Source organism: Cytobacillus mangrovibacter, assembly GCF_042865275.1.
GTDB lineage: Bacteria > Bacillota > Bacilli > Bacillales > Cytobacillaceae > Cytobacillus > Cytobacillus mangrovibacter.
The window spans coordinates 31,660-54,557 of sequence record NZ_JBIACJ010000006.1; the positions used below are offsets into that span (position 1 = coordinate 31,660).

The following is a 22,898-nucleotide window of genomic DNA, read 5'->3' on the forward strand; positions in this document are numbered from 1 at the left end:
CCGTATCCTTTATATCATGCATGTCGTATAAAGGATACAGCGTCTTCATTTGAATCCATCCATTCTATCGTGATTTAAATTTTTTCTCCTAAATGGCTCCTCTCTTCCTATGAAGAGAGGTATTTTTTTGTAAAAATTTTCCAGTCTGATTAATTGAACAAGCCTTTATTTATGTAAACAGAGCAGTGAAGGAAGGCAGAGATATTTATACTTGGTTGTAAGAAGATGATCATGAATGTTTTTTGTTAAGAAAGGAAATGACTATACTGGCACAAGTGATAATATAGATACATACATAGTAAATAGCTCTTCTTTTTTTGTCTTTCTTATATCAGAAGGAGGTGTTCTTATGCATAAAGATATTGATGATTATATTCAGCAGGGAATTCATGGAGATAAACAAACCAATCCGGATGAACGCAGGAAATTTCTTGGGACATTGAGAGAACGAATTGTCATTGCACTTACACAGTCGCAAGTTAGAGAAACAGGAATTTATAAGCAGGTAGAGGATGCATTCAAAGAAAACGGAAAGGCCCATCTTTACTTGAATGGAAATATGAGCTATTCAGAGCTTTCGAAATATACGAAGGCTGCAGGAGATAACAGGATTGAGTATACAATTGTAACCAATAAGGATCACAATTCGGAAATCGGACTTGTCCTTGCATATGATTATGCAATAGATAGAGAGGAAATTTATGTGAAAAAAGTAATGGAAAATCCAATGGCAGTAAAAGGTAAGGAGAAAAAAGGTGTCTTCACGATTTTTTCAAATGTGTTTAAGCGGAGGAGTCAATAAGACTCCTTCTGTTTTTTGCATTTGCAAAAAAAACTAGAACTTTCGCAAAAAAATATGGAAACTTGAAAAAAAACTAGGAGTTTCGCAAAATAAAGGGAAATCCTGCAAAAATAATGAGAATTTTGCAAAAAAACTGCCAAATTACTGAAAATCATGGTAATTTAAAGATAAAATGGCTCAGTTGGCGGTGAAAAGGATGAATCCAGTCGATTTAAGACCGAAACAAAGGTCAAAAAGCAGAGTTCGTGCTGGTACATGGTTTTACACGATTAAGAGATATATAGAATGGTTAACAGATGGGAAAAAATATGCCAAGCAGAAAAGTGATGAACCATTTCCTTATTCGATAGCAAAGCATCAAACCATTCTTCTTCGGAAGCTAAAAGATGTGGAGATGAGCTTACAGCATAATAAAATTATCAATTTACAAAAAGCTGTGCCGAGAATCAACAAGGTAATCATTCACCCAGGTGAAACGTTCTCCTATTGGCAGCTTATTGGAAAAACAACCTATAAAAAGGGTTATGTGGATGGGATGGTTCTTTACTATGGAAAATATAAAACAGGTGTTGGAGGAGGATTATGTCAGTTATCCAATTTGATTTATTGGATGACCTTGCATAGTCCGCTGGCTGTCGTAGAAAGACACCGGCATAGCTATGATGTGTTTCCAGATTCCAACCGCACACAGCCGTTTGGAAGTGGAGCTACATGTGCTTACAATTATCTCGACTTGCAAATTAAAAATGAAACGAACATGCCCTATCAATTACATCTTCAACTAACAGATACGCATCTAGTTGGTGAATGGCGAGCAAAAGAGCCTGCCCTTTATACATATGAGGTATATGAGAAGCATCATGAAATCACCCCTGCCTATTGGGGTGGTTATCTTCGTCATAACGAGATTTATAGAAAAGTGTATAATAGACAAAATCAGCTTGTCGGTGATGAATTCGTGACTGAAAATCATGCAATCATGATGTATGAGCCACTATTAGAGAGCAGAGAAAGTCTATAATCATATGAAGCGGTATCCACTAGGGTACGGCTTTTTCTGTGTAAAGAAAATGGTCGTCCGGTTAGCAGAGAGAATTGTTACCTCGGCAAAACATTTATATTTACGGTTCTCACCATTGTTTTTTCAATATATAGAGTATGAACTGCGAATTGACTGCAAATCATGTTAAAATAGGCAAAAGGATTGGATAATATATCAAATCAGGTAGTAGTTTAACGCGTGAAAGTTTGATATGATTAATCATATTGTGTGAAGAAAAGAACATATTTGGAGGTGGCTTATATGTCACGAATTTCTGCCGATCAGGTTAAGCATGTAGCAAACTTGGCAAGGCTGGCAATTACAGAAGAAGAGACAGAAAAGTTTACAAATCAACTAGATGCAATCATTTCTTTTGCGGAACAGTTGAATGAAATAAATACGGATGATGTTGAACCGACTTCTCATGTATTAGATATGAAAAATGTTATGCGAGAGGATAAATCTGAGGAGGGGCTCCCTCAATCCGAGGTACTAAAAAATGCACCAGATCATCAGGATGGACAAATAAAAGTACCATCAATTATGGAGTAAGGAGGAAAATAAGTTGAGTTTATTTGATCATAAAGTATCAGAGCTTCATGAGTTACTACATAAAAAAGAACTGAAAGTTACAGACCTTGTCGATGAATCGTACAAGCGTATTAGTGAAGTTGAGGATCAGGTGCAAGCTTTTTTGACATTAGATGAGGAAAAAGCCCGCGAAACTGCTAGAACAATGGATGAAAAGCTCCATACAGATGAATCAAAGGGTCTTCTATTTGGTATGCCAATCGGTGTAAAAGATAATATTGTCACAAAGGGATTACGCACGACTTGTGCTAGTAAAATATTACATAACTTTGATCCAATCTATGATGCGACAGTTGTGAATAAATTGCATGATGCAGAGACGATTACAATTGGCAAATTGAATATGGATGAATTTGCGATGGGATCATCTAATGAAAATTCTGCTTATAAGAAGACAAGAAATCCATGGGATCTGGATAGGGTGCCAGGTGGGTCTTCAGGTGGATCAGCTGCCTCTGTTGCGGCTGGTGAAGTTTTATTCTCCCTAGGATCAGATACAGGCGGCTCTATCAGACAGCCAGCTTCCTTTTGTGGCGTTGTCGGAATGAAGCCTACATATGGCCGTGTATCTCGTTTTGGACTTGTTGCATTTGCTTCATCACTCGACCAAATTGGCCCAATCACAAGAACGGTTGAGGATAATGCTTATTTATTACAGTCAATTGCAGGTCTTGATTCGATGGACTCTACTTCTGCAAATGTCACTGTTCCAAATTTTGTTGAATCACTGACTGGTGATATTAAAGGCTTGAAAATTGCCGTTCCTAAGGAGTATTTAGGTGAAGGTGTTAATGAAGAAGTGCGTCAGTCTGTTTTGGATGCCTTAAAGGTGCTAGAAAGTCTTGGGGCAACATGGGAAGAGGTTTCCCTGCCACATTCAAAATATGCGTTAGCCACTTACTATTTATTATCTTCATCAGAAGCTTCTGCAAATCTTGCAAGATTTGATGGCGTTCGTTACGGCTATCGGACAGAGAACGCGGAAAGATTAATTGATTTATATAAAAAAACACGGGCAGAAGGATTTGGTGATGAAGTTAAACGCCGGATCATGCTAGGAACTTTTGCATTAAGCTCAGGTTATTATGATGCTTACTATAAAAAGGCTCAAAAGGTACGTACATTAATTAAGAATGACTTTGAGCATGTATTTAACAAATATGATGTAATTATTGGACCAACAACTCCTACACCTGCGTTTAAGATTGGGGAGAATACAAAAGATCCGCTTACAATGTATGCCAATGATATTCTTACTATTCCTGTGAACCTTGCTGGTGTACCGGGAATTTCTATTCCGTGTGGATTTGATAAAGGGCTGCCGCTTGGACTGCAAATTATCGGCAAACATTTTGATGAACAGACTATCTATCGTGTGGCACATGCATTCGAACAGGCAACAGAATATCACAAACAGAAACCGGCACTGTAAGGGGGGATACTAAATGAATTTCGAAACAGTTATTGGACTAGAAGTCCATGTAGAATTAAAAACAAACTCAAAAATTTTCTCAGCGAGCCCAAACCATTTTGGCGCTGAACCTAACACCAATACGACAGTCATTGACCTTGGCTACCCAGGAGTACTGCCAGTTCTAAATAAGAAAGTCGTTGAGTACGGGATGAAAGCGGCTATGGCACTAAACTGTGAGATCGCACCAGTGACAAAGTTCGACAGAAAAAACTACTTCTATCCTGATAATCCAAAGGCTTTTCAGATTTCCCAGTTTGATAAACCAATCGGTGAGCATGGCTGGATTGAAATTGAAGTGGATGGGTATAAGAAGAAGATTGGGATTACCCGTATCCATTTAGAAGAGGATGCTGGAAAGCTGACACATGGAAATGGCTATTCATTAGTTGATTATAATCGTCAAGGTACACCGCTGATTGAAATTGTTTCAGAGCCTGACATTCGAACAGCTAATGAGGCTTACGCTTATCTTGAAAAGCTGAAATCAATTATTCAATATACAGGTGTCTCCGATTGTAAAATGGAAGAGGGATCACTCCGCTGTGATGCGAATATTTCTATTCGGCCAGTAGGTCAGGAAGAGTTCGGCACAAAAACAGAATTGAAGAACTTAAACTCCTTTAACTTTGTCCGCAAAGGGATTGAGTATGAAGAGAAACGTCAGGAGCAGGTAATCCTATCAGGCGGTGTTATTGGCCAGGAAACATTAAGATATGATGAAGCGACAAATACAACCATTCTTATGCGGGTAAAAGAAGGTTCGGATGATTATCGTTATTTTCCAGAGCCTGACCTATTAGATATTCATATTGATGAGGAATGGAAAGCGCGCATTCGTGCTGAAATTCCTGAGCTTCCTGATGAGCGGAAGAAACGTTATGTTGAAGAACTTGGTTTGCCTGCTTATGATGCTGCGATTCTAACAGTGACAAAGGAAACAGCTGATTTCTTTGAAGCAACAGTTCATAACGGTGCAGATGCTAAGCAGGCATCAAACTGGATAATGGGCGAAGTTTCCGCTTACTTGAAAACTGTACAAAAAGAGCTAGTAGAAACAGCATTGACACCTGAGGGACTCTCTGGAATGATCAAGCTGATTGAAAACGGAACAATTTCTTCTAATATTGCTAAGAAAGTGTTAAAAGAGCTCATCGAGAACGGCGGAGATGCGGAGAAGATTGTAAAGGAAAAAGGTCTTGTCCAAATTTCAGATGAAGGCGCACTTTTAAAAATTGTCACAGAAGTATTAGATAATAATCCAAAAATCATTGAGGATTATAAAAATGGAAAAGAAAAAGCAGCGGGCTCCCTAGTTGGTCAAATCATGAAAGCAACAAAAGGGCAAGCTAACCCGCCATTGGTAAACAAAATACTAATGGAAGAAATTAAGAAAAGATAAATGTGTAAAGAGCTGGTGGATACTCCCACCAGCTCTTTTTCGACAATTTCTCTTTATATTTCCTAGGAAAAGATAGCATTCTACAAAATATGTATGAAAAGGAATAGTAATTAATAGGATAATAGTGGAATGTTGTATAATAAGGTTTAACATTAAAATGGCAAAGATATATCTTTTTTGTATTTTTATAATTGATTTTAAATAATATAATTTGAACTTTAGGTGATCTCAGTGAGCATATTGAAAATCAATGAGTTAGAAAAACATGAGGAGCATTCAGTAGTTTTTCCAGCATTTAGCCTTGAAGTATTGGAAAAGGATGTGATTGCTATACATTCGAGTACGAACGTAATGGCTTCATTATTAAAGCTTTTTCTAGGGGAGCTTTCTGCTTCAAGCGGGGAAATACGTATTAATGAGCAAGTAGTTACAAAGTCTAAACAGGCTTATTTCTCCCAAGTTGGCTTATTCCTTTTGAACGATGGATTATATGAAAGGCTGAGTGTGAAGGATCATTTTTCTTTTTACAAAAAATTGTACAGCTCAGGGCTATCAATTGATGAGGGATTGAGCATGACTCAGCTCGAGGCTAAACGAAATGTACCGATTAGCAGACTAACCGCATCTGAAAAGAGAAGAGTTCATTTTGGACGATTGCTTTTTCAAAATCCAGCCCTGCTTCTATTTGAAGAGCCAGATCAAAATGCAGATTTAGAAACAAAACGTGTATTTTTGAAGCTTGTTAGAAAACTGAGTGAAAAAGGCAAAGGTGTTATCATTCTAACTGGAAACATGGAAAGTGCACTTGCTGTAACAAATAAGGTTTTTCGCTTAGATGAAACAGGATTGCATATACTTGATGTCGTTTCTGACGAAGAATCTGCGGATGCACTATCAGAAGGAGAGCTTAAATCAGAGGATCAAATGAATGAAGATGAAGTGATTGTGCAGCCTGTTCGTTTTGAAAAGATCCCAACAAAGGTAAATGATAAAATCGTTTTATTTGATCCGACAGAAATTGATTACATAGAGAGTAACGAAGGGCAGTCCACTATTTATATTAAGGGAGAAGCTTATCCAAGTGTGTTTACAATGGTGGAGCTGGAACATCGCCTGCATCCTTATGGGTTCTTCAGATGTCACCGTTCTTACATTGTCAATCTTCAAAAGGTCCGTGAGGTTGTCACCTGGACAAGAAATAGCTTTACTTTAGTATTGGCTGATGCGAAAAAATCTTCTATTCCGTTATCGAAAACGAAAATGGCAGAATTAAAAGGGATGTTGGGCCTTAAATAATGCTCCATTCCATGTAAATAACGCACCATTCACCCTGATGTATTCTCTTTTCATCCAAATAATAATGCGCGGCCATGATTTGTTTCATAAGATTAGGTCATAAGAAAGCGAAGGCATCTTAATAGAGGCTGAAGAAAAACATGACAACAAACAAATCAAATAGGTGTGGAGGATGAAAATGGAGAATATTATTGAGGTAAGCGGATTAGCGAAAATGTTTGCAAATCAACCAGCATTAAAAGATGTTTCCTTTAAAGTGAAAAAAGGGGAGACATTTGGATTTCTAGGACCAAGTGGGTCCGGTAAAACAACAACGATAAAAATTTTAACTGCACAATTAACCCAGACAGATGGAGATGCCACCATCTTTGGCGTGCCAGCTTCAAAGTTAAAGGAAGCCAGTTATCGTAAAAAGATCGGTGTGCTGACAGATAATAGCGGACTTTATACTCGTCTGACCATTTTCGATAATTTAAAACTATACTGTGACCTCTACGAAGTTCAATATACACGTATAGATGAAGTGCTAGACATGGTGAATCTAAAGGATGCGAGGAAAAAGGCTGTTTCCAAGCTTTCAAAAGGGATGCTGCAGCGTGTTACATTAGCACGGGCATTTTTGCACAAGCCTGAGCTGCTGTTCTTAGATGAACCAACATCTGCACTTGATCCAGTCAATACAAAGCATATATATAAGGGATTGGAAAAACTTAAGGAGCAAGGGACAACTATATTCTTAACGACACATGATATGAATGAAGCAGAAACACTGTGTGACCGCGTGGCTTTTTTAAATGAAGGAACGATCCAGCTGCTCGATTCGCCAAAAGCATTGAGGCAAAAATATGCTGATCACACTTTAACAGTCGAACTTGCGGATGGCACCAAGGAAATTGTTGATTGCGGTCCAGAAGGTGCACAAGCAATGTATAATTATATGTCAGAAAATCAAGTCGTTTCTATTTATTCGAACGAACCTACACTTGGAGATATTTTTGTAGAGGTAACAGGGAGGAAATTATCATGACATTTTCAATCAAACGTTCGATTGCGATTCTACAAAAGGATTATAAAGATGTTTCAAAAAATTTATTTGTGGGTTCATCAGTTTTCATGCCGTTAATTATGGCTGCCCTCTATGGAAGAATGGGGGTTGAAACGATTAATGAGCAGTATCTTGTTTTCAATATGACCTTTTGTTTAGTTGCTGCTTTTGTGCAATGTTCGCTTATTGCAGAAGAAAAAGAGAAAAATACGTTACGTGGGCTGATGCTTTCACCAGCAAGCACACTAGAAATTCTCACAGGAAAAAGTCTATTAAGCTTTATTGGCACCATCCTCGTTATTGCTTTTGCTGCAATTTTAGTAGAATATAAGCCAGAAAACATTCTTGTGATTTCTGTTGCTATTGCACTGTCTGCTGTTTTTTATATCGGGTTGGGCACGGTGCTTGGTCTTGTAACAAAATCAGTCATGGAAGCATCCGTTGTTATCTTGCCATTCATGGGTATCTTCTCATTCGGTTCATATTTAACTGTTTTGGCAGATAAGTATCCAGTTCTAAAAGCGGCAGAGTACATGCCAAATGCACAGCTGATTCATTTAGCAAATGATGTACAAATGGGTGCTAGTTTACTAGATGTTTGGTTTCAGCTAGCAGTCATTCTTGCATGGATAGCGGTTATATATGTAATTGTCGTTGTTGTTTATCGAAAACGGATGACAGATTAATATGCAATAAGCATAGGTATCTATTTAAAATAAAGTTTGTAAATGTTGACTGACATACTTCTCTGCGCTGATTATTCCTTGTGTCATACAATTTAATGATTAAATAGATAAATTAGGCTGATGGATCCTTTCATCAGCCTTTCGACTATTATTTTGTTATTTTCCATTATATCCTTTTATTTCCTAGGAAAGGACAGTGTTTTTCGACAAGGTCATAATTGAATTTATTAGGGTTCGATCCTTCGCTTTAAGAAAAGGAATATGTAATAATAAGGAAGTGATACATATTCGAAATGGAGGGCTATTAATGAACTTAAATCAATGGTTTGAAAAGGGCTTAACAGCTGATCAATATATTTCTGGAATGAGTGTAAATCAAGCATCAATGAATCAGATTCTTGAACAATTTTCTTTATCAACTGAAGAAAAGGAAAGATTAGCTCCCCTTAAGGGTAAGGGATTAAAGGTTATTGCTTTATCAGAGGACTGGTGTGGAGATGCGCTTTTAAACAATCCAATCCTATTAAAAATGGCAGATGAAATTGGAATGGAAGTTCGATTTTTACTAAGAGATCAAAATCTTGAATTAATGGATCAATACTTAACAAATGGAACGTCACGGGCAATTCCGATTTATGTTTTCCTTAACAAGGACGGAGAAGAACTGGCTGTATGGGGACCGCGGGCGCAACAGCTTCAAGACCTTGTCGTTCAAGAACGGAGCAAGCTTCCTTCACAGGATGATCCTGATTTCAATGACAAACAAAAGGCAATGTACAAAAGTTTAGTAGACTCTTATAAGGTCGATGAAAATCTATGGCATATGGTAGCAAATAGTATCTGTGAAAAATTAGTGAAATAATTCAAGTTGTGAGGTGTGTATTCATTGGTCTGGCAGCAAAATGAAGTGACGGAAATGCTGAAAATTCCTTATCCCATTTTTCAAGCACCGATGGCAGGAGGAATCACAACACCTGAGTTAATAAGCGAAACATCTAACTGTGGCGGACTAGGCAATCTTGGTGCAGGGTATATGGGTCCTGAGGAAATTAAGGAAGCAATTAGACAGATTAGAAGCTTAACAAATAACCCATTCGGAGTGAACTTATTTATTCCAAATGGGAGCGAAGTCTACTCCGATGAAAAAGATTTAATAGAAATGACGAATACGTTAAGTAAATACGAAAAAGAACTAGGGATTGAAGAACCAATAGTCATTCAAGAAAAGAACTACAAGGCCCTATTTGAAAAACAAATAGAGGTAGTCCTCAGAGAAAAGGTGCCAGTAGTAAGTTTTACATTTGGCATTCCAAATGTAGAGGTTATAAAGGAACTTCGGAAGCAAAGCTCGACTATTATCGGGACAGCCACAAATGTAAAAGAAGCATTGGAGCTTGAAGAGAGTGGTGTGGATATTATAGTGGCACAGGGGAGTGAAGCAGGGGGGCACCGCGGGACCTTTCACAAGGAAGAAAGTGGTTTGATCGGTTCTATGGCACTCATTCCTCAAGTAGCTGATGCGGTCCGCATACCTGTTGTTGCAGCGGGGGGTATCATGGATGCACGTGGAATTGCTGCTGCAGTGGCTCTTGGAGCGAAAGGTGCTCAGCTTGGAACGGCTTTTCTTACATGTCAAGAGAGTGGAGCAGCTGAAATTTATAAACAAATGCTCCTTAATAGCTCAGAAGAGCAAACTGCTTTCACTAAGGCTTTTTCAGGAAAGCTTGCAAGAGGAATTAGCAATCGGTTTATTAGAGAAATGGCCCAACAGACGACTATACCTTTTCCGCTTCAAAATGATCTGACAACTTCGATTAGAAAAAAAGCCGCAATACAGAAGCAGTCAGATTTTATGTCGCTATGGGCAGGACAAGGGATAAGAATGGTGAAGGAAACAACAGTCAAGCAATTGATGCAGGAACTTATAGAGGGAAAATAGAAATGAAATGAGTTTGGGAACGTAGCATTTATTTGAGTTATCTATATATTCCGTTCGTTATTTGTTAGTCGTTAGATCGAAAAGCGTAAAGCGAAACCGTTCGCTACACTAATTGGAAGAATTTAAATACTTTGTTACCCACAAAGCAAAGGGGCGCTAACACTTCCCAACTCATTTTTGGTGCATAAGCACCCATGAAGGTATCTAGATAATACCCTCAAAGCTACTTATGCCTCTAAATACTTATTTGCAAGCGGAACTTCAATTTCAACGGTATAATTTACTTTATCAATACGGCTAGATAATAATTCAACTTGACGAATTATTTTAGCAGCCTGTTTTTTGAATTCAGCAGGGTCAAATAAAGCAATTTGTTCCATTATTGTGCCTGAGTGATGATGCACATTGTATTCTCGTTTTTTAGTAGTCGCAAGCGTTTTGAGAAGATTATGTCGTTCTCGTAGCTGCTTAGCTGTTTCAATCGCGCGAATCATCGAGATTGAGCCACCATCCCATTCAACCAAATTAATTAAATTAGCTTGTTGGATGATTTCTTTTAAATCTAATATGTCACGTTGAACTTCTGATAACTCTTCCAACACAGTCTCAACGGTGATTTCATATGGTGTGTATGTTTCTCCTTTTGGAATCTCAATTACATGAACATTAAAAAATTCGCCCTGTAATTCTCCAACTTTTTTATGAAGACTAGAAAGAAGATTAATAGCTTGTGCTAATGTTATTTTCATACAATCAATCCTTTCATCAAAACCATATGAACTATCTTAACATATATTTGAAATTACTTGATAGTTTCTTACTTAAAGAAAACAATCAAATTAAAAACGCATGGATGTATATAATTATCCATGCGTTTCTTAGTGTTCGACGATTTCTTCCTTTGTCTATTACTTTTCAGACAATACTTTCGTAAGAACGGGAACAATTTGTTTCTTACGGGACACGACGCCTCTTAATAGAGCACTATTATTTTCAAGCGTTACTTGATAAGCTTCTTCTACTGCCTTCGTTTCGTTTCCGATAGCGATAACAACAGAATCGCTGTTAAGGATATCAGTTAGAACAAATAAGAATAGATCTAATTCTTTCTTAGCTACTACTTCTGAAAGAATGGATTCAAGTTCTTCTTTACGGCTTAATACATCATTTAAATCAATCGCATTTACTTGAGCGATCTCTGTTTTGTAGCTGCCCATTTGGAATTCCTTGGCATCTAGAGAAATAAGCTGTTCAAGAGTCTTGTCGCTAAGGTCAGCACCTGCTTTAAGCATGGCTAATCCGTACTCATCCGCATTTACACCAGCAATTTCAGCAAGCTCACGAGCAGCAGCCACGTCTTCTTCTGTACATGTTGGCGATTTGAATAGCAGGGAATCAGAGATGATAGCAGAAAGCATTAATCCAGCTGTCTCTTTACTAATTTCCACTCCATTTTCTTTATACATCTTTTTCAAAATGGTAGCCGTACAGCCTACTGGCTCTGCGCGGTAATATAACGGATCGCTTGTTTCAAAGTTTGCGATGCGGTGATGGTCAATGACTTCAAGAATCTTTACATCACGGATATCATCTGCACTTTGCTGGAATTCATTATGGTCTACTAGAATAACTTCACTAACCTCTGTAGAAACAGCCTCAACGAAACGTGGTGCCTCTTTTTGGAAGTATTCTAAAGCATAGTTTGTTTCTCCATTTATTTGTCCTAAGCGAATAGGTTCTGCGTCCACGCTTAGTTTCATTTTTAATTCTGCATAAGCAATGGCTGAACAAATGGAATCTGTGTCAGGGTTTTTATGACCGAATATAAATACTTTTGACATAATCCTTCTCCTTGAATAAATAGAATAGGGCAAAAAAGCCTGTTGTTATTTTACCATATATACCATACTAGAAAAAATCAACTTTTCCTATTCTTTCACTAAAATAATCATGAGCGTATGCTCACAACTTATTATGTAAATGTCGGCCTGCCTATAGGATTGTCCAATTAATCAGACCAGCCCTTTGTTTTATAGAGAAAATAAAGGGAGTGAGTATGTAAATAGAGAAGATATAAGGAAAAGGCGGGGAGGAAAAAAAGATGGATAGTATCGCTGTAATTTCAGATATTCATGGAAATATGACTGCGTTGGAGACTGTTTTAGAAGATACGAAAGCACGAGGAATCCAAACAATTATTTGTCTTGGAGATCTTGTTGGAAAGGGCCCCAATTCGCAAAAATCAGTTGAACGAATAAGAGAAACATGTAAGGTCGTGGTTCTTGGCAATTGGGATGACTTTATTCAGAAGCCAGTAGAGTTTGAAGAAGTAAAGTGGCATCAGGATCAGTTAAGTGAAGAATCTTTAGCTTATTTAGGGACACTCCCGTTTCATTATGATTTTCATATGAGTGGGAAATATGTAAGATTATTTCATGCATCTGCGAAAAGCATCTATCACCGGGTTGTACCGATGAGAGATTCTTACGAAGAAAAACGAGTGATGTTTGAAAATACAGAGTGGATTACGGAAAGTAAAGAGGGGAAGACACCTGATGTTGTGGGGTATGGGGATATCCATGCTGCATTGATTGAACCGATTCATCCGCAAAAAACGCTGTTCAATGTTGGAAGTGTAGGAAATTCACTTGATATTCCGGAGGCGACTTATGCCATTTTGCATGGGACATACTTGTCGGTTGACCCTGCCCCTTTTTCAATTGAAATTGTCCGGGTTCCTTATGATGTAGAAAAAGAACTAAGGATTGCAAAAGAAATGGGTTTACCGAACTGGGAAGCATATGCGTTCGAACTGCGTGAAGCTAAATACCGAGGGGCTTATAAGGCAAAAGAATAAAGAAACCCGAATACTGGCTGTCCAATATTCGGGCGCAGATTAAGCTCGTCTAGCCTTATTTTTCGGTGGGATTCGGTCATCTTTAAGGCTCTTGTCATTAATCTTGGGCTCCATATGATGAATATAATTGATAATATTAGAGCGGTGCAGAAAAATTAATAATAAAAGAAAGATAGAAAATATAAGTTCCTCTTCGCGACCTGGTGTAAAAAATGAATAAATAAGCATGGTAAGACCAACTGTTAATGATCCGTAAAAAACATATTTTGTTACATAGATAATAAAAATAAAGGCAAGATAAGCAGCTAGGAACATCCCGATATTCGTGGCTAGAAGTACACCAGCAGTTGTTGCAATTGCTTTTCCGCCGCGAAAACCTGCGAAAATGGGGAAGCAGTGACCAATAACAGCGATTAGTCCAGGGAATAGAGGATCGATATCTATTCCCATCAAGCTAGGAAGGGAAGCGGCTAGAACCCCTTTGCTGACATCAACAAGCAGGACAATAATTGCAGCTTTCTTCCCAAGTACCCTTAATGTATTCGTGGCACCAGGATTATTGCTGCCATGCTCACGAATATCGATATGAAAGGCAAATTTTCCTACAAGAAGTGCAGTAGGGATCGAACCAATTAAATAAGCTAGCAGAAAGAGTAATAACGTCATCCTATCATCCTTTCAGTTAAGAGTAATATATGGAATAGGTAAGATTTAACATCAGATAACCTTTCTTTAATGGAAACTTACTACTATAATAAAGATTAAAATATAAATATTAAGAGGTGAAGCTATGCGTGCAGCAATTATATTAGTGATCCTTTTGACGGTTCTTGCAGTTGTGTTTACTCTTATATTTATGGGTAAAGGTGATGAGAACTACGGGAATGACTCAAAAAGAAATACAACAAATCTTTCTCTAATATATGTCGTAGTAATAATAATATCATTAATTGCCTTAGGTTTTTACATTTGGTTGACATAGTAGGTTGAAAAGTTTTGATCGCATCGATCCTCCCTTTGACTATTGCTTTTTATGAGCGCTTAGGAATATCTGATTCCAAGCGTTTTTTGCTGTTTAAAGCAAAAAAATAAAAAAACTACTTTTTTTGTGTAGGGATTGTTGAGAGTTCTTTCGTCTATTAGGGTGGAAGCTGTTAGAAAGGGGGAGAGAGAGATTAGCGACCAAGTTCTTATCCAAAAAGTAAAGAGTGGCAACGACCATGCCTTTCGCTTGCTGGTTGAAAAGTATCGCAATGATTTGTTCCGGACGATTTATGCTGTACTAAGAGACCAAAAAGAAGCGGAAGATGCTGCACAAGAAGTGTTTTTAAAGATCTATACCTCTCTCCCCCAATATGAGGATCAAGGCTTTAAGACATGGATAACAAGGATTGCTGTCAATCATGCGATAGATGTGAAAAGAAAACGTGATCGAAGGCAAGAAGATACATTGGAAACAGTAGAATACGATTTTCAGGACAGCGAGAGTGTTAGTGTGGAAACTGAGCTTATTCATAAAGAAAGACGAAGGCTTGTTCATCAAAAGCTAAATGAGCTCCCTGTCAATTATCGAAATGTGATCTATGATTTCTATATTGCTGAAAAGAGTTATCAGCAAATGGCCGAGGAACAAAATGTTGGAATCAAAACGATAGAGACGAAGCTATACCGTGCCCGTTTATGGATGAAAAAGCATTGGAAGGAGGACGACTTTTCATGATGCATTATTCAGAGCAAGAGTGGATGAAATATGTGAAGAATGAGTTGGATAAAGATGTCCGGGAGGAGTATGAGGACCATCTTTATAGCTGTGACCAATGTCTGGAAGTTTATCTAATGGCGGTTGAGGTGGAGGAAGCGGAGTTGCCAGTGATTTCAAATGAGGTTGACTTTACTAATCTTGTCATGGCTCAAATTGCAGAGACAAAGAAGGATAAACCACAAAAGCAAAAGATAGGGAAGAAGAAAAAATCCATCTATCAATCAGCCTTTTTCCATTATTCAATTGCAGCAGCAGTGACAATTCTATTAATGACGACGGGCGTATTTCAGTCCATTACACAATATGCTGAGAATGTACAAAATCCAAATCTTCAGGAGCAGAGAACTTCTTTAACAGAAGGATTAGTTGATAAAACCTTTGCTTGGATGGATTCTTTAGAAGGAAAAAAGAAGGAGGTAGATAAATAATGAAAAATCCAATTATCGCATTTTTATTGGCATTTTTCCCAGGTGGCGGGCTGCTCTATTTAAGGAAGATCTTACGTGGAATTGCTTATATGTTCGGGGAATTTATCCTGATCACCGCTTTCTTTTTAGCATTTGCAAATGGAGAGGGGGAAGCTGGATTTGCCATTTTTATATTAGGAGTAGTTCTCTATATTATTAATTTAGTTGATACAGGCATTACTGCCTCGAAGCTTCTACAAAATAAAACTGTGCTGACAGAACCAAGTGCGGTACCAGCAGATGATTTCGAATATGAAAGATTCCGTACGCTGCTCCTATCATTTATTCCGGGAATTGGACACTTCCAATTAGGACTGTTGAATCGCGGGATGACTTTGCTGACTGCATTCCTTGGTTTAGGTGTTATGGTACTATTTGTAACGGCTTTAACTCATCGTGGAGAATTCTTAGTATTTCTAGCAATCCTCCCAGTCATTTGGGTATATGGCTTCTTCGATGCCATGCAGCAATTGAATCGCAAGCAGCTAGGGGAAACGCTTATTGACCGTACGATCCTTGACGACTTTGAAACACGAAGAGAGGATGGCAAGAAAAGCAAAGCAATTGCGACGTTCTTATCGATTTTCCCTGGAGCCGGTCATCTTTATCTTGGGCTGCAGCGCCGTGGCATTCAATTAATGGCAGCTTTTCTATTCTCAATTTATATATTAGATATATTGCGTTTAGGGATTTTCTTGTTCTTAATTCCTATCATTTGGTTCTATAGCTTCTTTGATGGCTTGCAGAAAGCTTCAAAATACGGTGATGAGCCGATGGATGATACACCAATTATCTCTTATTTTATCAACCAGCAAAAATGGATTGGCATCGGACTTGTGCTGCTTGGATTATATTATTTAACAACAAGTATTTTGCTGCCAGTTATTTCACCAATGGTTTATGACATGATTGATATTGATATAAGATATTGGTTTGATCGTTACTTCCAAACGGGTGTCGTTTGTATTCTCCTAATTGGCGGGGGCTTAAAGCTTCTTCTTGGCAAGCGGGAGAAGGAAGTGGAATTACAAGATGAGTAGGGCTTTGAACGTAGGCGGGTTATTTGAATATAGAAAGGCGGTATTATCATGAGGACATGGCGTGTCGGGACGTTTTCTATGGGGGCTTCGCTCCTTTTTCTCGGTATTTTTCTTCTCTTATCTCAACTTTTCGGAATGGACCTAATGCACGTAATGATTTCCTGGTGGCCAATTATATTGATTGTACTCGGGATTGAAATATTAGTTTTCTTATTTCTGTCTCGGCAGGAAAAGCCATTTTTAAAATATGATTTTCTTAGCATTTTCTTTGTCGGCATTATCGGTACCATTGGCATTGGCTTTGCAATACTTAGTTCAACAGGTATTATGGACAAGATGGATAATGTGTTAAAACGTGAAGAGCGTACGATAGATCTGCCATCTTTAGAAAAGCAATTGAGCGATGAAGTGAAAAGAGTAGTGGTAGATACTGGACACTATCCGCTCACGATTGAAGGCACATCAACGAAAGAAATGACGATGTTTGGAACATACAGAGCTTTATTAGGGAAAAAGGAAACGTTACTAACGAATGCTGAAGAGTATGTATCCATTCATGAGAAGGGCGACACCATTTATGTGAAAGTAAAAGGATTGCCGAATGAAGTGGCTGGACCTTTTGATCGATATGCTGATCTATCTGCTACACTACTCGTCCCGAGTGATGTAAAGCTCGAAGTTAATGGGAATGATAATTCAATCACCCTTAAGCCTCGTACGCTTATAAGCGATTGGACTATTGATCAAACATCTCATCTGTCTGTACAGCTTCCGAACAGCAGTGATGTGAAAGTGACAGCGACAGAGATACAAGATTTTCAAGGCAACCGTGAAAAGTGGCAGATGACAGAAGAACCACATAGCGAAGTGCCTGTCATTAAGCTTGGTACATTCCAAACAGGTAAAGGTGAGCATAACCTGACTATCACAAATAGTTATCAGTTGAGCTTTAGTACAGTTGATTAGCAGAGAGGTACCCGGATGTAGATTCGGGTATTTTCTAATGAGTTTTTTTTGCGGCGATTTGGGGTATAATTCTCTTTATGGCCAAATAGCATATGAATTGATAAGTTCATGCCATTTCGTTATGATGTTAAATGATGGGAAAACGGTATTGAAGAAAAACATTAAGATGAGTAATAGGATGATGGGCGATGAAAAGAGCAAGAATAATTTATAATCCAACTTCAGGTCGCGAGCTGTTTAAGAAACATTTGCCAGAAGTTTTGCAAAAGCTGGAGATCGCGGGGTATGAAGCTTCTTGTCATGCAACGACATGTGAAGGGGATGCAACAGAGGCAGCTCGTGTTGCGGTAGAACGAAGGTATGATCTTGTCATTGCAGCAGGGGGAGACGGAACGATCAATGAGGTGGTCAATGGACTTGCTGAACAGAAATACCGTCCGAAGCTTGGGATTATCCCTACAGGAACAACAAACGACTTTGCGAGAGCACTTCACATACCGAGAGATGTTGTAGCAGCAACAGAAATAATTGTTCAGGGAGATACCATTCCTGTAGATATTGGACGGATTAATGACAAATACTTTATTAATATTGCAGGCGGTGGCAGGATAACCGAGCTTACTTATGAAGTGCCAAGCAAGCTGAAAACGATGCTAGGCCAGCTCGCCTATTATTTAAAGGGGATTGAGATGCTTCCGTCCTTTCGCTCAACAGAGGTGAGTATCGAATATGATGGAAAATTATTTGAAGGAGAAGCGATGCTTTTCCTTGTCGGGTTAACGAACTCAATCGGTGGCTTTGAAAAACTGGCTCCTGATTCCTCGATCAATGATGGGCTGTTCTCACTGTTAATATTAAAAAAGACAAATCTAGCTGATTTTATTCGAATTGCTACATTAGCAATACGCGGGGAGCATGTGAATGATCCTCATGTCATCTACACCCAGGCAAACCGGATTAAAGTACAATCCAACGAAAAGGTACAGCTCAATTTGGATGGTGAATTCGGTGGACTACTGCCTGCAGAATTCGTAAATCTGTACAGACATTTAGATGTCTACGTTCCGATTAATAAAATTCGTGAGCAAGACATCCCTGCCGATTGGAAAATAGACGAAGCTCGCTCCGAGTAGGAGCGAGTTTTTCATTGTAAAAAACAATATTTGTTTGCAAAACTTTGTAAAAACGCAGCGTTTATTTACAAAAAAACGGGCAATTTAAGCTATTTTTGCAAAAAGGAGACTTTATTTTGTAAAAACCTAAGCAATTTTGCATAAAATATATTTTTCTTGCAAAAGGTTGATACTTTTTTGCAAATTATTAAATATACTTGCAAATGATAAAATGCTCCAAATAATAGAGAGGAATTTTAACGGCATTTCGTATTCCTACCCAATTTGTGATACACTTTTTCTAGTCATTTATCAGCAAAGGAAGAAAATAATGAATAAAACTATACCAGTTCAAAAAAACGATTATATAGATGTTGTGTTTGAAGATCTAACCCATGAAGGGGCAGGCGTAGCGAAGGTTGATGGTTATCCATTATTCATACCGAATGGCCTCCCGGGAGAAAAAGCAAAGATTAAAGTCATTAAGGCTAATAAAGGCTATGGCTTTGGACGGCTTATTGAAATGTACGAGGAAAGTCCTTATCGTGTTGAGGCACCGTGTCCCATTTACAAAGAATGTGGCGGCTGCCAGCTCCAGCATCTAAGCTATGAAGGACAGCTGAAAGCAAAGGAAAAGCAGGTAAGAGATGTGTTGATACGCATAGGCAAGCTCGAGAACGTCAAAGTTCATCCTGTGCTAGGCATGCAGGAACCTTGGCGCTACCGCAACAAAGCACAAGTACCTGTAGGAGAGCATGAAGGTGGACTAATCGGTGGATTTTACCAGCAGCGTTCCCATCAAATTATCGATATGAAGGAATGCCTCATCCAACAGGAAAAGAATGATGAGGTTGTCCAAGAAGTGAAGGAAATTTGCGGCCGTTATGGCGTACGTGCCTATGATGAAGGAAGAAATAAAGGCGACCTGCGTCATATAATGGCTCGCTATGGACTTGTAACAGGAGAAGTAATGATCGTCCTTGTTACAAGAACAAAGGATTTGCCGAATAAAAATAAGATTATTGAAGAAATTGCCTCCCGTATTCAAGGAGTAAAATCGATTTGCCAAAACATCAATTCGAAAAAAACAAATGTCATCTTCGGTGACGAAACGAAAGTTCTGTGGGGAGAAGAAGTCATTTACGATTTCATCGGGGACATTAAATTTGCCATTTCTGCACGTTCCTTCTATCAGGTCAACCTAGAACAGACAAAAGTATTATACGAAAAAGCCTTGGAGTACGCTAACCTAAACGGAGAAGAAAATGTCATCGACGCCTACTGCGGAATCGGCACGATTTCTCTATTCCTCGCACAAAAAGCAAAAAAAGTATTCGGTGTTGAAATCGTCCCAGAAGCCATTGAGGATGCAAAAAGAAATGCAGCACTCAACGGCATCACAAATGCTGAGTTTGCTGTTGGAGAGGCGGAAGTAGTCATTCCTAAATGGTATAACGAAGGCAATTCAGCCGACGTACTAGTCGTTGACCCGCCGCGAAAAGGCTGTGATGAAGCTCTTTTGCAAACGATAATTGATATGAAGCCGAAAAAAGTTGTTTATGTCAGCTGTAATCCAGGGACATTGGCCAGGGATTTGCGGATATTGGAGGATGGCGGGTATCGGACGGTTGAGGTGCAGCCGGTAGATATGTTTCCGCAAACCATGCATGTGGAGTGCATTTCACAGTTAGTTTTAAAAAATGATTGAGGGGGATTATAACCCCTCAACCTGTGCAAACTTGTAGTAAATCTTAACATCTTTGTTTTCGGTTACTTCGATTTTATCAACAAAACGTAGTAACATCTCGGATGTTAACTGATTGAACTGTAAAAACCCTTTAAGTTGTTCTATGATGGCAGAGATTTTACTTGTTTCGTGGCTTTCTGCCATCTCCTTCTTTATCTCTACTTTTTCTAATTCTAGTTGTTGCAGCTTTTCTTGTACAATACTTACAAAGTCATCATAATCCTGTTTAGATATATCCTCGCTAATAAACTTCTGTAAGGCGTTCCGCTTTAGTTCCATTTGTTTATGAACTTGTTTTTCAATAGACTCTAGTCTAGACTCGTTCTTTTTTGTGGTAGCCTTGACCTTTTTTTCAATCTTACTTTCTAGGTTTGGATGGTCTAATCTACTAGACATATTTTTGAGGTCATCAAGGATTATTTCAGTTAGTTCTAGTTCCTTAACTGCATGATTAGAACACGCTTTATTACCATGTTTAGCATATGTTCCACAAATGTATCCTTTGCGGTTAGCACGATACCACATGCCATTCCCACATTCAGAACAATAAGCGATATTTGTAAAAAGGTGTTTCTTCTTTCTAGTACCGCCCCTACCTCTTCTAGCTTTTTGTTCAAGTAACCTCTGTACCTGTTCAAACACATCCCTTGAAATGATAGGTTCATGAGCGTCAGGAATTGTAATCCATTCGTTTTGGTCATTTACCTTACGTGTCTTATTTGTCACGTTCATGGTGGTTTCTCTGCCTTGTACAAGGTTTCCTATATAATGGGGGTTCTGTAAAATCTTCTTAACAGTAGAACCTTGCCAATACAAACCTGCATTAGCTTTCCCTACAACTCGTGAAGGCGTCGGAATATCTCTATTAGTGAGATACCTTGCTATCTTGTCATGACCCCAACCTTCTAGATACCTGTCAAAGATGTCACGAACAATATCTACGGTGTAATCATTTCTGAGAAATAGTTTACCTTTATGAAGTTTATAACCATAAGGAGCAATACTCCCCATGAATTTCCCGCTTTTGTACTTCATATGATAAACAGACTTGATACGGTCACTTATTCGTTGGCTCTCACTTTCATAAATCCAAGCATAAAGACCGAACATTGCTTGTTTTGAAAAGTCTTGTGTATCAACTTTACCATCTAAAGTGATTAAGCGAACTCCTTTAGTGTCGGCAACTCGCTTTAGTTGATAAAGTAACTCTACATTACGACCTAATCTACTTAATTCCTTTGCTACAATGACATCAAATTCCCTGTTTTCAGCGTCTTGTATGAGTCTTTTTAACCCCTCACGATTGTCAGTAGTTCCTGTTTGAATATCCGTGTAGAAGTCATATAGGTCATGTTGATTTTCAGTAATATAGTCTAAAATCATATGCCTTTGGTTTTCAGGTGACTCTTTTTGACCCTCATTGTTAGTTGAAACACGAATGTATCCCGCTATTTTCATTATTGTCGCCCTCCATTATTAATGGCGACTATATCTACTTGTCTATCATTGTAAGCGGCAGCCACCAGTTTTTCAATTTCTTTTTCTAATTGGCTAATGATTAAAGATTTAAAGTCTTGTGTCCCTTTATACACTCTTTGAATGTTCATTGTTATCTCTCCTTTCGCCCTAGCAATCGTTCTATGGGTTGAAAGAGTTGCGATAAATTTTTTTAATGCATTATAATTTTAATAACAATCTATTGAGGTGATTATATTGAGAAGTAAGAAAGAAATGATGGACTTAGGAATGAATTTTGCTCTTAATTGTGAAAAAATTAGACTCTTTACTCTTGAGGGTTCACTAACAAATACAAATATTCCGAAGGACGAATTTCAAGATTATGATTTTAGTTATTTTGTTACAGATATGGATTATTTCAAAAAAAGTGACGATTGGTTAAGTTCTTTTGGTGAAAGGATAATTATGCAAAAACCAGAAGCAATGGAATTGTATCCTCCAGAACTAGGTAATTGGTACTCGTATCTAATGATTTTTGAAGACGGTACGAAAATTGACCTAACACTTATTCCACTTAATGAATATGAAGACTATTTCAAAAATAGCGATGGACTAGTTGAAGTGTTATTGGATAAAGATAATCTAATTCAAAATTCAGTTATTCCGACAGATAGCATGTACCACATTCAAAAACCAAGCGAACAATCATTTGATGACTGTTGTAATGAGTTTTGGATGACATCTACATATGTTGTAAAAGGTCTTGCGAGAAGGGAAATTCTCTTTGCTATTGATATCATGAATAATGCATTTCGTCCAAGTTTGCACACCATGTTGCGTTGGAAAGTTGGAATGGAAACAGGTTTTTCTTTAAGCATAGGAAAATCTGATAAGTTCTTGAAAGAATATATTTCTGAAGACATGTGGAATAAAGTTTTATCTACTTACGATATGGGCTCTTATAAAAAAATGTGGGAAGCACTTAATACTAGTATTGAATTATTTAGAGAAACATCCCACTTTATTGCAGAAACATTTGGTTTTAAATATCCTAATTATGATGAAAAAGTGAGCATGTACATAGAAAGTATACGTAAAAAATATACTCAATTTTAATTGGTGCACTTCCCCTCCGCTACGCTACGGTCAAGGTGCACAGGTCACTCACTACGTTCGTGCCCTAATTATTTTATCTATATGAAAAATAAAATAGTC

Annotated in this window: 24 protein-coding genes; 19 read left to right on the forward strand and 5 right to left on the reverse strand. The window is 38.1% G+C overall.

Going from position 1 to position 22,898, the window contains the following annotated elements; translation table 11 throughout:
- The first annotated feature begins 349 nt into the window (after positions 1-349).
- From ACFYKT_RS12145 to ACFYKT_RS12190, 10 genes are all read left to right on the forward strand, one after another.
- A complete protein-coding gene (locus ACFYKT_RS12145) occupies positions 350-802 on the forward strand; it encodes a YueI family protein (RefSeq protein WP_389219822.1) in 453 nt (150 codons plus the stop codon).
- Between the two features lie 196 nt (positions 803-998).
- On the forward strand, positions 999-1,823 hold the full coding sequence (locus tag ACFYKT_RS12150) for a VanW family protein (protein ID WP_389219823.1): 825 nt from the start codon (positions 999-1,001) through the stop codon (positions 1,821-1,823).
- Between the two features lie 282 nt (positions 1,824-2,105).
- Positions 2,106-2,396, forward strand: a complete 291-nt coding sequence (gene gatC / locus ACFYKT_RS12155) for an Asp-tRNA(Asn)/Glu-tRNA(Gln) amidotransferase subunit GatC (RefSeq protein WP_389219825.1) — start codon at positions 2,106-2,108, stop codon at positions 2,394-2,396.
- Between the two features lie 13 nt (positions 2,397-2,409).
- On the forward strand, positions 2,410-3,867 hold the full coding sequence (gatA, locus tag ACFYKT_RS12160) for an Asp-tRNA(Asn)/Glu-tRNA(Gln) amidotransferase subunit GatA (RefSeq protein WP_389219827.1): 1,458 nt from the start codon (positions 2,410-2,412) through the stop codon (positions 3,865-3,867).
- Positions 3,868-3,880: 13 nt separating this feature from the next.
- The gene (gene gatB, locus ACFYKT_RS12165) at positions 3,881-5,308 is read left to right on the forward strand and encodes an Asp-tRNA(Asn)/Glu-tRNA(Gln) amidotransferase subunit GatB (RefSeq protein WP_389219829.1); all 1,428 of its coding nucleotides are present in this window, start codon (positions 3,881-3,883) and stop codon (positions 5,306-5,308) included.
- Positions 5,309-5,539: 231 nt separating this feature from the next.
- A complete protein-coding gene (locus ACFYKT_RS12170) occupies positions 5,540-6,604 on the forward strand; it encodes a LytTR family transcriptional regulator DNA-binding domain-containing protein (RefSeq protein ID WP_389219831.1) in 1,065 nt (354 codons plus the stop codon).
- Positions 6,605-6,782: 178 nt separating this feature from the next.
- Positions 6,783-7,631: an ABC transporter ATP-binding protein gene (locus ACFYKT_RS12175; protein WP_389219833.1), complete on the forward strand. Its 849-nt coding sequence runs from the start codon at positions 6,783-6,785 to the stop codon at positions 7,629-7,631.
- On the forward strand, positions 7,628-8,335 hold the full coding sequence (locus tag ACFYKT_RS12180; RefSeq protein ID WP_389219835.1) for an ABC transporter permease: 708 nt from the start codon (positions 7,628-7,630) through the stop codon (positions 8,333-8,335). The genes ACFYKT_RS12175 and ACFYKT_RS12180 overlap by 4 nt, the downstream gene beginning before the upstream one ends.
- Before the next feature lie 307 nt (positions 8,336-8,642).
- Entirely contained in the window at positions 8,643-9,197 is a 555-nt protein-coding gene (locus ACFYKT_RS12185; protein ID WP_389219837.1) for a thioredoxin family protein, read from the forward strand.
- Positions 9,198-9,221: 24 nt separating this feature from the next.
- On the forward strand, positions 9,222-10,274 hold the full coding sequence (locus tag ACFYKT_RS12190) for an NAD(P)H-dependent flavin oxidoreductase (RefSeq protein ID WP_389219839.1): 1,053 nt from the start codon (positions 9,222-9,224) through the stop codon (positions 10,272-10,274).
- A gap of 227 nt (positions 10,275-10,501) precedes the next feature.
- On the opposite strand, the gene ACFYKT_RS12195 is transcribed toward ACFYKT_RS12190, so the two are convergent.
- Together ACFYKT_RS12195 and ACFYKT_RS12200 are read right to left on the reverse strand one after the other, a co-directional pair.
- Positions 10,502-11,023, reverse strand: coding sequence for a DIP1984 family protein (locus tag ACFYKT_RS12195; RefSeq protein WP_389219841.1), 522 nt, complete (start codon positions 11,021-11,023; stop codon positions 10,502-10,504).
- Between the two features lie 159 nt (positions 11,024-11,182).
- Positions 11,183-12,115, reverse strand: a complete 933-nt coding sequence (locus ACFYKT_RS12200) for a manganese-dependent inorganic pyrophosphatase (protein WP_389219843.1) — start codon at positions 12,113-12,115, stop codon at positions 11,183-11,185.
- A 260-nt stretch (positions 12,116-12,375) separates the two neighbouring features.
- Between ACFYKT_RS12200 and ACFYKT_RS12205 the strand changes: the two genes are divergently transcribed.
- Positions 12,376-13,131 (forward strand): metallophosphoesterase family protein, encoded by a 756-nt coding sequence (locus ACFYKT_RS12205; RefSeq protein ID WP_389219844.1) that lies wholly within the window; start codon positions 12,376-12,378, stop codon positions 13,129-13,131.
- Between the two features lie 39 nt (positions 13,132-13,170).
- Here the strand turns inward: ACFYKT_RS12205 and plsY are convergent, their stop codons facing one another.
- The gene (gene plsY, locus ACFYKT_RS12210; protein ID WP_389219846.1) at positions 13,171-13,797 is read right to left on the reverse strand and encodes a glycerol-3-phosphate 1-O-acyltransferase PlsY; all 627 of its coding nucleotides are present in this window, start codon (positions 13,795-13,797) and stop codon (positions 13,171-13,173) included.
- Positions 13,798-13,921: 124 nt separating this feature from the next.
- On the opposite strand from plsY, the gene ACFYKT_RS12215 reads away from it, so the two are divergent.
- The 7 genes from ACFYKT_RS12215 (at position 13,922) to rlmD (ending at position 20,186) form a co-directional block, all read left to right on the forward strand.
- Positions 13,922-14,113, forward strand: a complete 192-nt coding sequence (locus ACFYKT_RS12215; protein ID WP_389219848.1) for a hypothetical protein — start codon at positions 13,922-13,924, stop codon at positions 14,111-14,113.
- Positions 14,114-14,275: 162 nt separating this feature from the next.
- Entirely contained in the window at positions 14,276-14,851 is a 576-nt protein-coding gene (locus ACFYKT_RS12220; protein WP_389220324.1) for an RNA polymerase sigma factor, read from the forward strand.
- Entirely contained in the window at positions 14,848-15,321 is a 474-nt protein-coding gene (locus ACFYKT_RS12225) for a hypothetical protein (protein WP_389219850.1), read from the forward strand. Before ACFYKT_RS12220 ends, ACFYKT_RS12225 begins: the two co-directional genes overlap by 4 nt.
- Positions 15,321-16,400 carry a hypothetical protein gene (locus ACFYKT_RS12230; protein WP_389219852.1) on the forward strand — a complete coding sequence of 360 codons (1,080 nt, stop codon included), beginning with the start codon at positions 15,321-15,323 and terminating at the stop codon, positions 16,398-16,400. The genes ACFYKT_RS12225 and ACFYKT_RS12230 overlap by 1 nt, the downstream gene beginning before the upstream one ends.
- Before the next feature lie 48 nt (positions 16,401-16,448).
- A complete protein-coding gene (locus tag ACFYKT_RS12235; protein ID WP_389219854.1) occupies positions 16,449-17,366 on the forward strand; it encodes a hypothetical protein in 918 nt (305 codons plus the stop codon).
- A gap of 188 nt (positions 17,367-17,554) precedes the next feature.
- Positions 17,555-18,499 carry a diacylglycerol kinase gene (locus ACFYKT_RS12240; protein WP_389219856.1) on the forward strand — a complete coding sequence of 315 codons (945 nt, stop codon included), beginning with the start codon at positions 17,555-17,557 and terminating at the stop codon, positions 18,497-18,499.
- A 310-nt stretch (positions 18,500-18,809) separates the two neighbouring features.
- Positions 18,810-20,186 carry a 23S rRNA (uracil(1939)-C(5))-methyltransferase RlmD gene (gene rlmD, locus ACFYKT_RS12245; RefSeq protein ID WP_389219858.1) on the forward strand — a complete coding sequence of 459 codons (1,377 nt, stop codon included), beginning with the start codon at positions 18,810-18,812 and terminating at the stop codon, positions 20,184-20,186.
- Between the two features lie 6 nt (positions 20,187-20,192).
- Here rlmD and ACFYKT_RS12250 read toward each other — a convergent pair whose 3' ends face one another.
- Positions 20,193-21,683, reverse strand: coding sequence for a recombinase family protein (locus tag ACFYKT_RS12250; protein WP_009790648.1), 1,491 nt, complete (start codon positions 21,681-21,683; stop codon positions 20,193-20,195).
- On the reverse strand, positions 21,683-21,832 hold the full coding sequence (locus tag ACFYKT_RS12255; RefSeq protein ID WP_009790649.1) for a hypothetical protein: 150 nt from the start codon (positions 21,830-21,832) through the stop codon (positions 21,683-21,685). Before ACFYKT_RS12255 ends, ACFYKT_RS12250 begins: the two co-directional genes overlap by 1 nt.
- A gap of 106 nt (positions 21,833-21,938) precedes the next feature.
- Between ACFYKT_RS12255 and ant(6) the strand changes: the two genes are divergently transcribed.
- Positions 21,939-22,799: an aminoglycoside 6-adenylyltransferase gene (ant(6), locus tag ACFYKT_RS12260; RefSeq protein ID WP_035400726.1), complete on the forward strand. Its 861-nt coding sequence runs from the start codon at positions 21,939-21,941 to the stop codon at positions 22,797-22,799.
- The last annotated feature ends 99 nt before the right edge of the window (positions 22,800-22,898 follow it).

Excerpts from the sequence above, each read along its gene's own strand:
- ACFYKT_RS12240 (WP_389219856.1), top strand. The coding sequence starts at position 17,555 with ATGAAAAGAGCAAGAATAATTTATAATCCAACTTCAGGTCGCGAGCTG.
- ACFYKT_RS12235 (WP_389219854.1), top strand. The coding sequence starts at position 16,449 with ATGAGGACATGGCGTGTCGGGACGTTTTCTATGGGGGCTTCGCTCCTT.
- ACFYKT_RS12200 (WP_389219843.1), bottom strand. The coding sequence starts at position 12,115 with ATGTCAAAAGTATTTATATTCGGTCATAAAAACCCTGACACAGATTCC.
- ACFYKT_RS12195 (WP_389219841.1), bottom strand. The coding sequence starts at position 11,023 with ATGAAAATAACATTAGCACAAGCTATTAATCTTCTTTCTAGTCTTCAT.
- gatC (WP_389219825.1), top strand. The coding sequence starts at position 2,106 with ATGTCACGAATTTCTGCCGATCAGGTTAAGCATGTAGCAAACTTGGCA.
- rlmD (WP_389219858.1), top strand. The coding sequence starts at position 18,810 with ATGAATAAAACTATACCAGTTCAAAAAAACGATTATATAGATGTTGTG.
- plsY (WP_389219846.1), bottom strand. The coding sequence starts at position 13,797 with ATGACGTTATTACTCTTTCTGCTAGCTTATTTAATTGGTTCGATCCCT.
- ACFYKT_RS12215 (WP_389219848.1), top strand. The coding sequence starts at position 13,922 with ATGCGTGCAGCAATTATATTAGTGATCCTTTTGACGGTTCTTGCAGTT.
- ACFYKT_RS12225 (WP_389219850.1), top strand. The coding sequence starts at position 14,848 with ATGATGCATTATTCAGAGCAAGAGTGGATGAAATATGTGAAGAATGAG.
- ACFYKT_RS12150 (WP_389219823.1), top strand. The coding sequence starts at position 999 with ATGAATCCAGTCGATTTAAGACCGAAACAAAGGTCAAAAAGCAGAGTT.
- ACFYKT_RS12250 (WP_009790648.1), bottom strand. The coding sequence starts at position 21,683 with ATGAAAATAGCGGGATACATTCGTGTTTCAACTAACAATGAGGGTCAA.
- ACFYKT_RS12180 (WP_389219835.1), top strand. The coding sequence starts at position 7,628 with ATGACATTTTCAATCAAACGTTCGATTGCGATTCTACAAAAGGATTAT.
- ACFYKT_RS12145 (WP_389219822.1), top strand. The coding sequence starts at position 350 with ATGCATAAAGATATTGATGATTATATTCAGCAGGGAATTCATGGAGAT.
- ACFYKT_RS12205 (WP_389219844.1), top strand. The coding sequence starts at position 12,376 with ATGGATAGTATCGCTGTAATTTCAGATATTCATGGAAATATGACTGCG.
- gatB (WP_389219829.1), top strand. The coding sequence starts at position 3,881 with ATGAATTTCGAAACAGTTATTGGACTAGAAGTCCATGTAGAATTAAAA.
- ACFYKT_RS12175 (WP_389219833.1), top strand. The coding sequence starts at position 6,783 with ATGGAGAATATTATTGAGGTAAGCGGATTAGCGAAAATGTTTGCAAAT.
- ACFYKT_RS12185 (WP_389219837.1), top strand. The coding sequence starts at position 8,643 with ATGAACTTAAATCAATGGTTTGAAAAGGGCTTAACAGCTGATCAATAT.
- ACFYKT_RS12255 (WP_009790649.1), bottom strand. The coding sequence starts at position 21,832 with ATGAACATTCAAAGAGTGTATAAAGGGACACAAGACTTTAAATCTTTA.
- ACFYKT_RS12230 (WP_389219852.1), top strand. The coding sequence starts at position 15,321 with ATGAAAAATCCAATTATCGCATTTTTATTGGCATTTTTCCCAGGTGGC.